This window comes from Pengzhenrongella sicca (assembly GCF_017569225.1).
Classification (GTDB): domain Bacteria; phylum Actinomycetota; class Actinomycetes; order Actinomycetales; family Cellulomonadaceae; genus Pengzhenrongella; species Pengzhenrongella sicca.
This window is the reverse complement of record NZ_CP071868.1, coordinates 3,276,133-3,290,709: the sequence shown is the minus strand read 5'-3', so window position 1 is coordinate 3,290,709 and position 14,577 is coordinate 3,276,133. Positions and strand designations below refer to the sequence as shown.

At 74.1% G+C, this 14,577-nt stretch carries 14 protein-coding genes and 2 tRNA genes; 11 read left to right on the top strand and 5 right to left on the bottom strand.

Annotated features, from left to right (window positions below; translation table 11 throughout):
- Positions 1-139: 139 nt before the first annotated feature.
- Positions 140-211 (top strand) — tRNA-Gln (locus J4E96_RS15175).
- Positions 212-297: 86 nt separating this feature from the next.
- Positions 298-370 (top strand) — tRNA-Glu (locus tag J4E96_RS15170).
- A gap of 471 nt (positions 371-841) precedes the next feature.
- On the opposite strand, the gene J4E96_RS15165 is transcribed toward J4E96_RS15170, so the two are convergent.
- Entirely contained in the window at positions 842-1,561 is a 720-nt protein-coding gene (locus tag J4E96_RS15165; protein ID WP_227422908.1) for an IclR family transcriptional regulator, read from the bottom strand.
- Positions 1,562-1,659: 98 nt separating this feature from the next.
- Between J4E96_RS15165 and leuC the strand changes: the two genes are divergently transcribed.
- The 6 genes from leuC (at position 1,660) to J4E96_RS15135 (ending at position 7,748) form a co-directional block, all read left to right on the top strand.
- Complete coding sequence (gene leuC / locus J4E96_RS15160) at positions 1,660-3,108, top strand: 3-isopropylmalate dehydratase large subunit (protein WP_227422907.1); 1,449 nt, start codon at positions 1,660-1,662, stop codon at positions 3,106-3,108.
- An 81-nt stretch (positions 3,109-3,189) separates the two neighbouring features.
- Positions 3,190-3,828, top strand: coding sequence for a 3-isopropylmalate dehydratase small subunit (gene leuD, locus J4E96_RS15155; protein ID WP_227422906.1), 639 nt, complete (start codon positions 3,190-3,192; stop codon positions 3,826-3,828).
- Between the two features lie 118 nt (positions 3,829-3,946).
- Positions 3,947-4,507: an HU family DNA-binding protein gene (locus tag J4E96_RS20220; RefSeq protein WP_264466156.1), complete on the top strand. Its 561-nt coding sequence runs from the start codon at positions 3,947-3,949 to the stop codon at positions 4,505-4,507.
- A gap of 91 nt (positions 4,508-4,598) precedes the next feature.
- Positions 4,599-5,915: a UDP-N-acetylglucosamine 1-carboxyvinyltransferase gene (gene murA / locus J4E96_RS15145; protein WP_227422905.1), complete on the top strand. Its 1,317-nt coding sequence runs from the start codon at positions 4,599-4,601 to the stop codon at positions 5,913-5,915.
- A gap of 73 nt (positions 5,916-5,988) precedes the next feature.
- A complete protein-coding gene (locus J4E96_RS15140) occupies positions 5,989-6,744 on the top strand; it encodes a lysophospholipid acyltransferase family protein (RefSeq protein WP_227422904.1) in 756 nt (251 codons plus the stop codon).
- 5 nt (positions 6,745-6,749) lie between these two features.
- On the top strand, positions 6,750-7,748 hold the full coding sequence (locus tag J4E96_RS15135; protein ID WP_227425783.1) for an NAD(P)H-dependent glycerol-3-phosphate dehydrogenase: 999 nt from the start codon (positions 6,750-6,752) through the stop codon (positions 7,746-7,748).
- A gap of 34 nt (positions 7,749-7,782) precedes the next feature.
- Here J4E96_RS15135 and J4E96_RS15130 read toward each other — a convergent pair whose 3' ends face one another.
- Positions 7,783-8,949 carry a trans-sulfuration enzyme family protein gene (locus J4E96_RS15130; protein ID WP_227422903.1) on the bottom strand — a complete coding sequence of 389 codons (1,167 nt, stop codon included), beginning with the start codon at positions 8,947-8,949 and terminating at the stop codon, positions 7,783-7,785.
- Between the two features lie 63 nt (positions 8,950-9,012).
- On the opposite strand from J4E96_RS15130, the gene J4E96_RS15125 reads away from it, so the two are divergent.
- A complete protein-coding gene (locus tag J4E96_RS15125) occupies positions 9,013-10,167 on the top strand; it encodes a D-alanine--D-alanine ligase family protein (RefSeq protein ID WP_227422902.1) in 1,155 nt (384 codons plus the stop codon).
- A gap of 13 nt (positions 10,168-10,180) precedes the next feature.
- On the opposite strand, the gene J4E96_RS15120 is transcribed toward J4E96_RS15125, so the two are convergent.
- On the bottom strand, positions 10,181-10,666 hold the full coding sequence (locus J4E96_RS15120) for a DUF3515 family protein (RefSeq protein WP_227422901.1): 486 nt from the start codon (positions 10,664-10,666) through the stop codon (positions 10,181-10,183).
- A 41-nt stretch (positions 10,667-10,707) separates the two neighbouring features.
- On the opposite strand from J4E96_RS15120, the gene J4E96_RS15115 reads away from it, so the two are divergent.
- Positions 10,708-11,736: a thiamine-phosphate kinase gene (locus J4E96_RS15115; RefSeq protein WP_406619929.1), complete on the top strand. Its 1,029-nt coding sequence runs from the start codon at positions 10,708-10,710 to the stop codon at positions 11,734-11,736.
- 8 nt (positions 11,737-11,744) lie between these two features.
- On the opposite strand, the gene J4E96_RS15110 is transcribed toward J4E96_RS15115, so the two are convergent.
- Positions 11,745-12,269 carry a GNAT family N-acetyltransferase gene (locus J4E96_RS15110; protein WP_227422900.1) on the bottom strand — a complete coding sequence of 175 codons (525 nt, stop codon included), beginning with the start codon at positions 12,267-12,269 and terminating at the stop codon, positions 11,745-11,747.
- 187 nt (positions 12,270-12,456) lie between these two features.
- Complete coding sequence (gene rpmB, locus J4E96_RS15105) at positions 12,457-12,648, bottom strand: 50S ribosomal protein L28 (protein WP_227422899.1); 192 nt, start codon at positions 12,646-12,648, stop codon at positions 12,457-12,459.
- Between the two features lie 217 nt (positions 12,649-12,865).
- Here rpmB and J4E96_RS15100 point away from each other — a divergent pair, with 217 nt between their 5' ends.
- Positions 12,866-14,563, top strand: coding sequence for a DAK2 domain-containing protein (locus tag J4E96_RS15100; RefSeq protein WP_227422898.1), 1,698 nt, complete (start codon positions 12,866-12,868; stop codon positions 14,561-14,563).
- Positions 14,564-14,577: the final 14 nt, after the last annotated feature.

Sequence of the window (14,577 nt, the reverse complement as noted above, 5' to 3'; positions counted from 1 at the left end):
GCGTGGTGTTCGTCACGTCCGGGGCTGGCCAGCGGCGCGTGGTTGGACCCACCCGGTGGGCTCGGGTAGTGTTAACCGCCGGTACGGACCCCGTGTTCTGCGGATGAAACCGCAGGCCCGTGGGGGGCTTGTACCACTTTGGGGTATGGTGTAATTGGCAACACATCGGTTTCTGGTACCGACATTCTAGGTTCGAGTCCTGGTACCCCAGCGTGAATCCTTCCCGGAGTTTCGGGTAAGGTGCTCACTCGTAGTCGTTCGCGATCCGGGCAACCGGGTCGCGAAAAGGCTGCTTAGGCCCCCGTTGTGTAGCGGCCTAGCACGCCGCCCTCTCACGGCGGTAGCACGGGTTCGAATCCCGTCGGGGGTACATCAAGGCCCGGTCACCTCGCGGTGACCGGGCCTTCGTCATACCCGCCCTGTCCCGCGAGCTCCCGTGCGCGCGGGCGATCCGCTCTCGAGACCCACGAGCGGGGGAGATCACCCCCGAGGCCCGATCGGGTGGGTGGTCCGGGGACCGAATGCCCACATGCGCGCCCGCGACAACCGAACGCCCACACTCGCGAGCCGGGTGACGCCGGCCGTCGGCTGCGCAGTGGCGTCGGAACTCGGCACCCTCAACCTCGAACTCGTCGAACTACGCGCCACCCTCGACCTCGAACTCGTCGAACTGGGAGTTGCGGCGCATTTGTTGGCGATTTCGGGACCACACCTCCCAGTTCGCCGCAGCGCTCAAGCCCCGCCCGGCGCCGCCGCCCGCCCCGCTACAGCCCGGTTTTCAGGGGAATCGGTGCGTCCAGCGCACACATTCCCCTGAAAACCGGGCTGACGATGGGGGGGGTTACTCCGCTGTGCGGCGGAGGACCTCTGTCAGGCGGTTGGCGGCCGAGACGACCGCCGCGGCGTGGAGGCGGCCGGGCTGGCGGCTCAGGCGCTCGACCGGGCCCGAGACGGACACGGCGGCCACGATCCGGCCCGAGGGTCCGCGCACCGGCGCCGAGACCGAGGCGACCCCGGGCTCGCGCTCGGAGACCGACTGGGCCCAGCCGCGGCGTCGGACGCCCGAGAGGATCGTCGCGGTGAACTTCGCGCCCTGGAGGCCGCGGTGCAGCCGGTCGGGCTCCTCCCAGGCCAGCAGGATCTGGGCGGCGGAGCCCGCCTGCATGGACAGGGCGGCGCCGACCGGGATCGAGTCGCGCAGGCCGATGGGCCGCTCCGCGGCGGCGACGCAGATGCGCTGGTCACCCTGGCGCCGGTACAGCTGCGCGCTCTCCCCGGTATGGTCGCGCAGGGCGCCGAGCACGGGACCCGCCGCGGCGAGCAGGCGGTCCTCGCCGGCGGCCGTGGCAAGCTCCGACAGGCGCGGGCCGAGCACGAAGCGCCCCTGCATGTCGCGCGCGACGAGGCGGTGGTGCTCGAGGGCCACCGCGAGGCGGTGCGCCGTCGGGCGGGCGAGGTGGGTCGCCGCGACGAGCTGTGCCAAGGTGGCGGGGCCGGCCTCGAGAGCACTGAGTACCGACGCGGCCTTGTCCAGCACGCCGACTCCGCTAGAGTTGTCCATAGGTCGATACTGCCGTCTCGAAGACTGAGACGCAAGTATCCGGCTGGCGACGCGCCCGGGACACCCCCGCCGGGCAGGGACACGAGAGGACTCGAGACATGGCCGGCACGCTGGCGGAGAAGGTCTGGGATGCGCACATCGTGCGCCGCGGCAGCGACGGAGCGCCGGACCTGCTCTACATCGACCTGCACCTCGTCCACGAGGTCACGAGCCCGCAGGCCTTCGAGGGGCTGCGGCTGGCGGGGCGCCCGGTGCGACGGCCGGACCTCACGATCGCGACCGAGGACCACAACACCCCGACGCTCGACATCGACCGGCCGATCGCCGACCTGACGAGCCGGACCCAGATCCAGACGCTGCGCAACAACGCCGTAGAGTTCGGAGTCCGGCTGCACTCCCTCGGGGACGCCGACCAGGGCATCGTGCACGTCGTCGGCCCGCAGCTCGGGCTCACCATGCCCGGCCTGACGGTCGTCTGCGGCGACTCGCACACCTCGACCCACGGCGCGTTCGGCGCGCTCGCGTTCGGGATCGGCACGAGCGAGGTCGAGCACGTGCTCGCGACCCAGACCCTGCCGCTCAACCCCTTCAAGACCATGGCGATCACGGTCGACGGCGCCCTGCGCCCCGGCACGACGGCGAAGGACATCATCCTCGCGGTGATCGCGAAGATCGGGACCGGCGGCGGCCAGGGCTACGTGCTCGAGTACCGCGGCGAGGCGATCCGCGCGCTGTCGATGGAGGCGCGTATGACGATCTGCAACATGTCGATCGAGGCCGGCGCCCGCGCGGGCATGATCGCCCCGGACGCCACCACGTACGCCTACCTCAAGGGCCGCCCGCACGCGCCCGAGGGGGCGGACTGGGACGAGGCCGTCGCCTACTGGAACACGCTCAAGAGCGACGACGACGCCGTGTTCGACGTCGAGGTCACCCTCGACGGAGGCGAGCTCGAGCCGTTCGTCACGTGGGGCACGAACCCCGGCCAGGGCCTGCCCCTGTCGGCGAACGTCCCGATCCCCGCCGAGATCGCCGACCCGGGCGACCGGGCGACGGCCGAGCGCGCGATCGAGTACATGGCGCTCACGCCCGGCACGCCGCTGCGTGACATCGCGGTCGACACGGTGTTCATCGGCTCGTGCACCAACGGCCGCATCGAGGACCTCCGGGCGGTCGCCGCGGTCATCGACGGGCTACACAAGGCCGACTCGCTGCGGGTGCTCGTCGTGCCCGGCTCCGCCCGGGTCCGGCTGCAGGCCGAGGCCGAGGGCCTCGACAAGATCTTCCTCGACTTCGGGGCGGAGTGGCGCAACGCCGGCTGCTCGATGTGCCTGGGCATGAACCCGGACCAGCTGGCCCCGGGGGAGCGCAGCGCCTCGACCTCGAACCGCAACTTCGAGGGACGCCAGGGCAAGGGCGGCCGCACGCACCTCGTCTCGCCCCTGGTCGCGGCGGCGACGGCGATCCGCGGCACGCTGTCGTCGATCTCGGACCTCAGCGACGACGCCGGCACCGGCACCCGCGTGACGGACCTCCAGCCGGCGTAGCCCGGGTACCACCCCACACCTGACCAGCCGGGCCCGGCGCGCAGCGCCGGCCCGGCGCGAAGAGGAAGCCTGAGACTCCTGATGGAGAAGTTCGCCCAGCACACCGGCGTCGGGGTCCCGCTGCGCCGCAGCAACGTCGACACCGACCAGATCATCCCCGCCGTCTACCTCAAGCGGGTCACCCGCACCGGCTTCGAGGACGCGCTGTTCGCCGCGTGGCGCGGCGACCCGGCGTTCGTGCTCAACCAGCCCGCCTACGCGGTCGGCTCCGTGCTCGTGGCCGGCCCCGACTTCGGCACGGGCTCCTCGCGTGAGCACGCCGTCTGGGCCCTGAAGGACTACGGCTTCCGGGTCGTGATCTCGACGCGGTTCGCCGACATCTTCCGGGGGAACTCGGGCAAGCAGGGTCTGCTGGCGGCGACCTGCTCGGCGGAGGACGTCGAGCTCATCTGGAAGGTCCTCGAGCAGGCGCCCGGGACCGAGGTGACCGTCGACCTCGAGTCCCGCACCGTGACGTGCGACGACATCGTGGCGCCCTTCCAGATCGACGACTACACGCGCTGGCGCCTGATGGAGGGCTTGGACGACATCGGCCTCACGCTCAACCACGCCGACGAGATCGCCGCGTTCGAGACGACCCGCGCGCCCTGGCGGCCAACCACCCTGCCCGCCCGGCACCTGCCGTCGGTCGAGATCGCCGCCGCCCGGCCGTCCGCCTGAGCCGATCGCATGTCGGCCGCGTTTCGGGCTGACCCGCGCCGCCGGCTCCCCTAGGGTGGGAGTCGCGCGACGCGGCGATCTGCGGCGTCCGGCGCGCCCAACGGATGAAGGTGTCGCGGTGAACAAGACCGAACTCGTTGCCCTGCTCGAAGGTCGGCTCGGCAGCCATGCCGCCGCCGTCGCCGCGCTCGACGCCGTGCTCGGCGAGATCCAGCACGGGCTCGTCGTCGGCGACCGGGTCACGCTCACGGGCTTCGGCACGTTCGAGCGCGTCGAGCGGCCGGCCCGCACGGGTCGCAACCCGGGCACTGGCGCCGCGATCGAGATCGCGGCCTCGGCCGCTCCGCGCTTTCGGCCCGGGACGGCGCTGCGCGCGGCGGTCTCGGGAACCCCCGGGGCGCGGGCGGCGACGGAGAAGGTCGCCGCGAGCGCGACGCCGTCGGCCCCGACGGTGAGCGCCCCGGCGAGCGCAGTCGCCAAGCCCGCGAAGGCCGCCAAGCCCGCGAAGGCTGCTAAGGCCGCGAAGCCGGCGAAGGCCCCGACGGCGAAGAAGGCCGCAAAGTCCGCGAAGCAGGACAAGTCGGCCAAGGATCCCGCGCCAGCCAAGGCTGCGAAGCCCGCGAAGTCAGGCAAGGTTGCGAAGAAGCACAAGCCGGCCACCAGCAAGAAGAAGAAGTAGCCCGCGCGGGTGGTGTGAAGGTTTGGCGCGCGGCGCGCCGAGTCTGGCCTGTGCGGTTGGTCTGAGCCCCGGAGTGAGCAACGATGAGGGCATGAATGATCTGCTCTACGTCAATGGTGGTACCCCTCTGTCGGGCGAGATCACCGTTCGCGGTGCGAAGAACTTCGTCTCCAAGGCTATGGTCGCCTCGCTCCTCGGCGACGGGCCGAGCGTGCTGCGCAACGTGCCCCGGATCCGCGACGTCGACGTCGTCACCGGCCTGCTCGAGCTGCACGGCGTCACCGTGGTGGCCGACGACGTGGCCGGCACCCTGCTGCTCGACCCGAGCAACGTCGAGTCCGCGCACGTCGCCGACATCGACGCGCATGCCGGCTCGAGCCGGATCCCGATCCTGTTCTGCGGGCCGCTGCTGCATCGCCTCGGCGAGGCCTTCATCCCCGACCTCGGCGGCTGCCGGATCGGCGACCGCCCGATCAACTACCACCTCGACATCCTGCGGAAGTTCGGCGCGGTCGTCGAGAAGCGCGAGCAGGGCATCCACATCACCGCCCCGCACGGCCTGCACGGCACCAAGATCGCGCTGCCGTACCCGAGCGTCGGGGCGACGGAGCAGCTTCTGCTGACGGCCGTGCGCGCCGACGGCATCACCGAGCTCTCGAACGCCGCGATCGAGCCCGAGATCATGGACTTGATCAACGTGCTGCAGAAGATGGGCGCGATCATCTCGGTCGACACCGACCGGGTGATCCGGATCGAGGGCGTCGCGCGCCTGCACGGCTTCCAGCACACCGCGCTGTCCGACCGCATCGAGGCGGCGTCGTGGGCCTCGGCCGCGCTCGCGACCCAGGGCGACATCTACGTGCGCGGCGCGACGCAGCCCGAGATGACGGCCTTCCTCAACACGTTCCGCAAGGTCGGCGGCGAGTTCGACGTCGACGACGAGGGCATCCGGTTCTACCACCCCGGCGGCGACCTCAACTCGATCGTGCTCGAGACCGACGTGCACCCCGGCTTCATGACGGACTGGCAGCAGCCGCTCGTCGTGGCCCTGACACAGGCGCGCGGGCTGTCGATCGTGCACGAGACCGTGTACGAGAACCGGTTCGGGTTCGCCGATGCCCTCGTGGGCATGGGCGCGACGATCCAGGTCTACAAGGAGTGCCTCGGCGGGCGCGCGTGCCGGTTCGGGCAGCGCAACTTCTACCACTCCGCCGTCATCTCGGGCCCGACGCCGCTCGCGGCCGCCGAGATCGAGGTCCCGGACCTGCGCGGCGGCTTCAGCCACCTGATCGCGGCGCTCGCCGCCAAGGGCACGTCGACCGTCAAGGGCATCGGCCTGATCGACCGCGGGTACGAGCACTTCACCGACAAGCTCAGCGCGCTGGGCGCGGAGTTCAGCCGGGTCTGAGCTCCCGGGTCTTATCCGGGGTCGAGGCGCGGGTTCGGCCGGGTCGGGGCGCTGCCGGGTAGCATCGCTGACCGTGCCCGCACCGAAGCGTTCCAACCGCGCCTACCGCAACGTCGCCCGCGTGATCCGGCCCGTGCTGCTCGCGATCACGCGCCGGGACTGGCGCGGGACCGAGCACCTGCCGACCGAGGGCGGGTTCATCGCGGTGGCGAACCACATGACGGAGATCGACCCGCTCACCTTCGCGCACTTCCTGTACGACAACGGGCACGTGCCGAAGATCCTCGCGAAGTCGTCGCTGTTCTCGGTGCCCGTGCTCGGTTACGTGCTGCGGGCGACCGGCCAGATCCCGGTGTTCCGGAACTCGACCGACGCCGGGAAGTCGCTCCAGTCGGCGGTCACGGCGCTCGAGGCGGGGGAGTGCGTCGCGGTCTTCCCCGAGGGCACGCTCACGCGCGAGCCCGACCTGTGGCCCATGCTCGGCAAGACGGGCATCGCGCGGCTTGCGCTGACCACGCGCGCGCCCGTCATCCCCGCCGCGCAGTGGGGCCCACAGCTGCTGCTGGGCCGGTACAAGAAGCTCTTCAAGCCGTTCCCGCCCAAGCCGGTGACGATCGTCGCGGGGCCGCCGGTCGACCTGTCCGACCTGTACGACCGGCCGATGAGCACCGCGACCCTGCGCGAGGCGACCGAGCGCGTGATGGCGGCGATCACCGTCCTGCTCGAGGAGATCCGCGGCGAGCAGGCCCCCGCGCAGCGGTACGACCCGCGCTACCCCCAGGGGCGGGCCGCAGGCACGGCCGACGGCGGACCCGAGCCCCTCGCGTGAGCGCCCTGCGGGCCGCCGTGCTCGGCACGGGCGCGTGGGGCACGACCTTCGCGACGGTGCTCGCCGACGCGGGCTGCGACGTCGCCCTCTGGGGCCGCGACGCCGCCGTGTGCGCCCAGATCACGACCGAGCACCGCAACGAGGCGCGCCTGCCGGGCATCGCGCTGCCCGCCCAGCTCACGGCGTCGACGGACGCGGCGCGCGTGCTCGCGGGCGTCGACCTGGTCGCGATCGCGATCCCGTCGCAGAGCGCCCGCGCGACGCTCGAGCCCCTGCGCGCGCTGATCCCGGCCCACGCCGTGGCCGTGTCCCTCATGAAGGGCGTCGAGCTGAGCACCGACCGGCGCATGAGCCAGGTCGTCGCCGAGGCGCTCGGGCTCAAGCCGGACCGCATCGCGGTGCTCTCGGGGCCGAACCTCGCGCGCGAGATCGCGGAGCGGCAGCCGACGGCGACCGTCGTCGCCTCGACCAGCGCGCGCACCGCCCGGCTCGTCGCGACGGCGTGCTCGTCGGCCGCGTTCCGGCCCTACACGAACTCGGACGTCGTGGGCGTCGAGCTGTGCGGCGCCGTGAAGAACATCATCGCGGTCGCGGTCGGGATCGCGCAGGGCCGTGGCCTGGGCTTCAACACCATGGCAACCGTGATCACGCGCGGCCTGGTCGAGATCACCCGGCTCGGGCTCGCGCTCGGCGCCGACGCCGAGACCTTCCCCGGCCTGGCCGGGATGGGCGACCTGATGGCGACGTGCGCGTCGCCCCTGTCGCGCAACCACAGCCTCGGCGTGCGCATCGGCCAGGGCATGACGCTCGACGAGGCGATCGCTGCGACGGGCGGCACCGCCGAGGGCGTCAAGACCTCGCGCCCCGTGCTCGAGCTCGCCCAGCGCGTGGGGGTCGAGATGCCGATCACGGCGGCGGTCGTGGGTGTGCTGCACGAGGGCCTGCCGGTCGAGGAGCTCGCGCCGCTGCTGCTCGCCCGCCCCCGCAAGGCCGAGGGCGCCTGACCCGGGCCTCGCGACCGCGTGCGCTAGATCCTCGCTAGAGCGTCGACAGGGCGTGCGAGAGGTCGGCCCAGAGGTCCTCGACGTTCTCGATCCCGACCGACAGCCGCAGCAGGTCGTCGGGGACGGTCGCCGACTCGGTGGGGAACCGCCGCCGCCGCTCGAGGCTCGACTCGACCCCGCCCAGGCTCGTCGCGGGCACCCACACCTGGAGCGCGCCGACCAGGGCGTCGGCGGCCGCGGCGCCGCCGACGGGCCGGATCGCGATGATCGAGCCGTACCCGCTCATCAGCCGGGTCGCGCGCTCGTGCCCGGGGTCGTCGGGCAGGCTCGGGTGCCGCACGTGCGCGACCTTCGGGTGCGCGGCGAGGCGGCGCGCGAGCTCGGCCGCGGACTCCTGCGAGCGGCCGATCCGCAGCGCGAGCGTGCGCAGCCCGCGCAGCGCGAGCCACACCTCCCACGGCCCCGCGATCGCCCCGTGCAGCGACCGGTAGGCGAGGAACCGTTCGCGCAGGGCGGCGTCGTCGACGACGACGGCGCCCAGCACCACGTCGGAGTGCCCGGCGAGGTACTTGGTCACCGAGTGCACGACGACGTCGGCGCCCCAGGCGAGCGGGCGCTGGACCAGCGGCGTCGCGAACGTGTTGTCCACCGCGACGGGGACCCCCGCGGCGTGCGCGGCCGCGACGAGCGCGGGCACGTCGGCGACCTCGAGCATCGGGTTGGTCGGCGACTCGATCCACAGCAGCGACGCGGGCCGCGGCCCGCCGAGGGCCGCGGCCACGGCGGCGGTGTCGGCGATGTCGACGTCGACGACCTCGACCCCCGCGCGGGCGGCCAGGTCGGCGGCGAAGCCGAGCGTGACCTGGTAGGAGTGCCGGGGGAGCACGAGCCGGCCGCCGTGCGGCACGAGGGACATCGCGGCGGCGATCGCGGCCATGCCGGAGGAGAAGACGAGCGCCGGCTGCGCCGCGCCCTCGAGGTCGGCCAGGGCCCGCTCGAACGGCACCCACGTCTCGGTGCCGGAGCGCGCGTAGACGAGCTCGCCGTCGGCGGGGGTGCCCTGCGAGACGTACGTCGACGAGAGGACGACCGGTGGGTTCACCGGCCCGCCCGGCGTGCGGGCGGGGCGGCCCGACGTGACGACGACCGTGTCCGGAGCGAGCGCGTGCGTGCGGCCGTCCGGCCCGATGGATGCGTGCATGCGTGCAGGCTAGCCGCCGCGCCGCGACGGCCCGTGGGTCTCGGGCCGGTAGGGTCGGGCGCGATGGATACGAACCCGCAGACCGCACTCGACGTCGTCGCCGGCGTCGTGGCCAAACCCCGGGTCCTGGTGCTGTTCGGGGGGCGCTCCGGCGAGCACTCGATCAGCTGCGCGACCGCGGGCGGCGTGCTGCGCGCGATCGACCGCGAGAAGTACGACGTCGTGCCGGTCGGGATCACCCCGGCGGGGCGCTGGGTGCTCGTCGAGGACGACCCCGATCGCTGGGCGATCATCGACGGCCGCCTCCCCGAGGTCGTCGACGGGCCGTCGCGGGTCCTGCTCCCGCAGGCCGCCGACGAGGCCGGGCTGAGCCTGCTCGCGCCCGACGCCGCGCCGTCGGCGCTCGGGCGGGTCGACGTCGTCCTGCCGCTGCTGCACGGACCGTTCGGCGAGGACGGGACCCTCCAGGGGATGCTCGAGCTCGTCGATCTGCGCTACGTCGGTGCGGGCGTGCTCGCCTCCGCCGTCGGCATGGACAAGCACTTCATGAAGCTCGTGCTCGCGGGGCAGGGGCTGCCGATCGGGCGATACACCGTGCTGCGCCCCGGCGCGTTCGAGCGCAACCCCGTGGCGTGGACCCAGTCCGTCGCGCTGCTCGGCCTGCCGGTGTTCGTCAAGCCGGCCCGGGGCGGCTCGAGCCTCGGCATCACGAAGGTGGACGACCTCGCCGAGCTGCCGGCGGCGATCGCGGCGGCCCAGGTGCACGACCCGAAGGTCGTGATCGAGGCCGGGATCGTCGGCCGCGAGATCGAGTGCGCCGTACTCGGCAGCCCCGACGGTCGCCGGCCGCGCGCCTCTCAGCCCGGCGAGATCGTGGTCACGGACACGCGGCACGACTTCTACGACTTCGAGGCGAAGTACCTGAACGAGGCCGGCGTCGAGCTGACCTGCCCGGCGGACCTGCCGGCGGCGGTGAACGCCGAGGTGCGCGAGCTCGCGATCCGGACGTTCGAAGCGGTCGGCTGCGAGGGCCTCGCGCGCGTGGACGTGTTCGTGACCCCGGAGAACCGGGTCATCGTCAACGAGATCAACACGATGCCCGGCTTCACGCCGTTCTCGATGTACCCGCGCATGTGGGCCGAGTCGGGCCTCGGCTACGCCGAGCTCATCGACGAGCTCCTCCAGCTGGCCCTGACCCGCCCCACCGGCCTGCGCTGACCCGCCCCACCGGTCACAGGCAGCTGCGCAGCTGCGGCGCGTGGGTGACCGCCGCCGAGAGGTCCACCAGGAAGCTCGTCGAGCGGTCGGCGGTCACCTGGCCCGGAACCGTGACCTCGACGGCGGGCTCGCGGCCGTAGGTCGTGAAGGTCCAGGTCGCGGTGCCGTCGGCGGCCCGGGCGCCCTCGACCGCGACCCAGTCCACGCTGACCCCCGCGGCGTCGGTGGCCGTGACGCAGGACTGCGTCGTCGGGGGCAGCGGGTCGACGCCGCAGCGCAGCACGATCGGTGCCGCCGCGTCGCCCCAGGCGGCGGTCGCCTGGCTCGTCGTGTCCAGGCGCGCGCCATCGGCCAGCTCGTCCGGGAGCGCGAGCACCACGCTCGCGCAGATCGGGTCGGCCGCCGCGGGCGCGACCCGCACACTGACGGCCGGCGCGCAGGCCGCCGTCGCGACGACCAGCAGGCCGGCGGCGGCGGCGGGCAGGCGGAGGCGGGGCACCCGGTCACGGTAGCCCGTGCGGGCTCGGTACCGTTGCGGCCGTGACCGCCGCCAGCCCCGTGCCCCCGTCCGACCCCGCGCCTCCCGTCAGCGACGCCGGGCCGACCGTCGCCGAGCTCACCGAGGACGACCTGCTCGCCCTGATCTTCCCGTTGCTGCCGGTCGGGTCGGCGACGCTCCTCGGCCCGGGGGACGACGCCGCCGTCGTCGCGGCCCCCGACGGGCGCGTGGTCGTCTCGACCGACGTGCTCGTCGAGGGCAGGCACTTTCGGCGCGACTGGTCGACGGGAGTGGACGTCGGCTGGCGGGCCGCGATGCAGAACCTCGCCGACATCGCGGCGATGGGCGCGCGCGCGACGTCGTTGGTGGTGACCCTCGTGATCCCGGGCGACCTGCCGGCGGCGTGGGTCGCGGGCCTCGCGGCGGGCCTTGCCGCGGCGTGCGGGCCGCAGGACGTCGGCGTCGTCGGGGGCGACCTGTCCGGCGGCGACGCCGTCGTCGTGTCGGTCGCGGTGCATGGCGACCTGGCGGGGCGCGCACCGGTGCTCCGGTCGGGGGCCCGCGCGGGCGACGTCGTCGCGCACGCCGGGGTGCGCGGCCGGTCGGCCGCCGGCCTCGCGCTCCTCGCGGCCGGCCGGGGCGAGGTGGCGCCCGACCTCGTGCGCGCGTACCTGCGTCCCGATCCGCCGCTCGCCGCGGGCGTCATGGCGGCGCTCGCGGGCGCGACCGCGATGCTCGACGTGTCTGACGGGCTGCTGCGCGATGCCGGCCGGATCGCCGCGGCCAGCGGGGTCGTGCTCGACTTCGACCCCGTCGCCGACGCGTTCGGAGCCGACCTGACCGAGCTCGCCGGGGCCGCCGCGGCGCTCGACGCGTCGGCCGCCGACTGGGTCCTCACCGGCGGCGAGGATCACGGCCTGCTCGCGACGTTTCCCGCCGGCGCGGCCGTGCCCGACCCGTTCCGCGCCGTCGGCCGTGTGCTGGCGGCCGGGCCGACCGGTCCGGGCGTGCTCGTGGGCGGCCTCGCGCCGACGACGACGTCGCCGGGCTGGGACCACTTCCGCGGCTGAGGTACGCGTCAGCGGCGGCGGTAGCGGACCTCGAGGAGCTCCTCGCCGCCGAACTCCTGGAGGCGCTCGGTGCCGTCGGGGCTGAAGCCGTGCCGGCGGTAGAAGTGCCGGGCGCGCTCGTTGTCCGCGAGCACCCAGAGCGAGACGTGGACCGGGGGAGCGACCTCGGCCAGGATCGTGCGCATGAGCTCGCGCGCGACCCCGTGACCCCACATCCCGGGGTCGAGGTAGATGGAGTAGATCTCCTGCTCGTTGCGCGCGGCGTCCTCGTCGCGGCTCGGCCCGAGCGATGCGAAGCCCAGCGCGTGGCCCGGGGTCCACGCGATCCACGTCCGGACGCCCTCGTCCGGACCGGCACGCAGGTAGTCGGCCCATTCCGGCTCGCGGGCCGCGGGATCCAGCGCGGCCAGGTACTCGGCGGCGACGATCCCGGCGTACGCCTCGCGCCGGGACGCGACGTGCACGCGGGCGATCTCCGCGGCGTCGGCGACGTCGGCGAGCCGGATGGTCACTTCACCGAGCTGTTCCACCATGGTCAGTACCCTGCCATTGTGCCGCGGCAAGCGCAGCAGTTCCCGCCGACAGGTCTCGTCGATGGAGGCCAGGGGGCACAGACGAAGCCCGCGGGGGTGACCCCCCACGGGCTCAGTCGACGTCGTGTGCAGTTCTGGTCGAGCTCGTCACCGCCGCGACGAGTCGCGGCCGTGACACGGGTACATCTCAGGCGTGCCGCACGACCTTGTTGGCCTTGAGGCATGAGGTGCACACGTTCAGGCGCTTGGGGGCGCCGGCCACGACGGCACGCACGCGCTGGATGTTCGGGTTCCAGCGACGCTTCGTGCGGACGTGCGAGTGCGAGATGCTGTGCCCGAAGCTCGGGCTCTTGCCGCAGACGTCGCAGTTGGCAGCCACGGTCTCTCCTGATCGTCGTGCACGCCGCGATAGCGGCGAAGGCATTGGTTGGGTCGCGGTACACCGCAGGGGCGCGCCACCGGTGCCCGGACTCGGCCGGACAACCTGGCAAGACTAGCCGACACCGGCCCGCCACCCAAATGAGCGTGGCATGAGGCATCGTGTGGGCGGGACGAGGGACACCCGTGACGGGTCCGCAGCGAGGGAGCACACGTACGTGGAGCGGTTGACCGGCGAGTCGGTCCGGGCGTGGGCCGCGGCCGCGACGAGGGCGCTCGACAACGAGCGGGGGCCGATCGACTCGCTCAACGTGTTCCCCGTGGCCGACGCCGACACCGGGACCAACCTCTACCTCACCATCGCGCAAGGCGCCGACGAGGTCGGCCGTCTCGCGCTCGACCCGCCGGTCGCCGCGGCCCTGCGGGCCTTCGCGCACGGCGCGCTGCTCGGCGCGCGCGGCAACTCGGGCGTCATCGCGAGCCAGTTCCTGCTCGGCCTCGCGTCCGCGGCCGAGCAGGCGGACCCCGGTGCCGTGCACGGTGCGGATGTCGCCGCGCCGATGCGCGAGCTCGGCGCGCACGCGCTGGCCGGCGCGCTGGCCGAGGCGCAGCGGGCCGCCCGCGCGGCCGTGGCCCGGCCCGTCGAGGGCACGATCCTCACGGCCGCGACCGCCGCCGCCGCCTGCGCGCGCGCCGCGGCCGACGCGGGGGCAGGGCTCGCCGCGACGGTCCTGGCCGCGCTGGCCGGGGCCCGCGACGCGCTCGCCCGCACGCCCGACGAGCTCGCGGTGCTGCGCGCCGCGCAGGTCGTCGACGCCGGCGCCGCCGGTCTGGTGGTGATCCTCGAGGCGCTCGTCGTCGTCGTGACCGGCGCGCCCGCGCCGGGTGCGAGCCCGATCGCGCCGCGCGGGGCCGCGGCGTCAGGGACCGGCACCGCCGCCGACCCGGGCGCCGAGCCGACCGGGACGGCGGGGGAGTCCGGATCCGACGGCGAGTTCGAGGTCATGTACGTCGTGGAGTCCGCCGACCCCGGGTACGGCGCCCGCCTCAGCGCTCGCCTGCAGGCGCTCGGCGAGTCGGTCGCCGTCGTCGGCGGGGACGGGACCTGGCATGCGCACGTGCACGCGGACGACCCGGCGGCCGCGGTGGCCGCGGGTGCCACGGGCGCCGACCGTTCGGCCACGGGTGCGGCGGCGGGTTCGGCCGCGCAGCGGCAGATCATGGTCCGCCACCTCGGCCGCCTCGTCGCGGCGCGGCCCGCGACGTGCGCCGGCGGTGACGCGCGGCCCGCCGCGGGACGGCTCGGGCTGGTCGCCGGCACCCGCGCGCCCGCGCTGCTGCGCCAGCTCGCGCGCAGCGGTGCGGTCGTCATGGTGCTCGACGACGCGGGACCGGGTGACGTGGGATCGGGCGACGCAGGATCGGGCGACGCAGGGACGGGCGGCGCCGTGAGCGCCGCGAGCGTGCTGCGCGCCGTCGTCGACACCGGCGCCGGGACCGTCGCCGTGCTGCCCGGGTCGGCCGCGGCCCACGCAGCCGCGCTCGCCATCGACTCGCCGCTCGCGGTGCACGTGTTCGACGCCGTCGACGACATCCACGTCGTCGCCGGGCTGGCCGCGGCGGCGGCCCTCGACGGGTCCGACGACGTCGCGGGCACGCTCGCCGCGATCGGCGCGGCCGTCGGCGGCGTCCGGACCGCCCAGGTGGGCGCGCGCGACGTCGACCGCACCGCCGTCGTCGCGGACGAGCTGGTGGCCGCCGGCGGCGAGGTGCTCACGGTGCTGCGCGGCGCCGGGGTGCAGGACGGGGTACTCGCCGGGCTCGTGGGGCACCTGAGCCGGGCTCATCCCGCCCTCGAGGTCGTGGTGCTCGACGGCGGCCAGGCGTCGCCGGCGATCGCGCTGGGTGTCGAGTGAGCCGTGTCGGACGA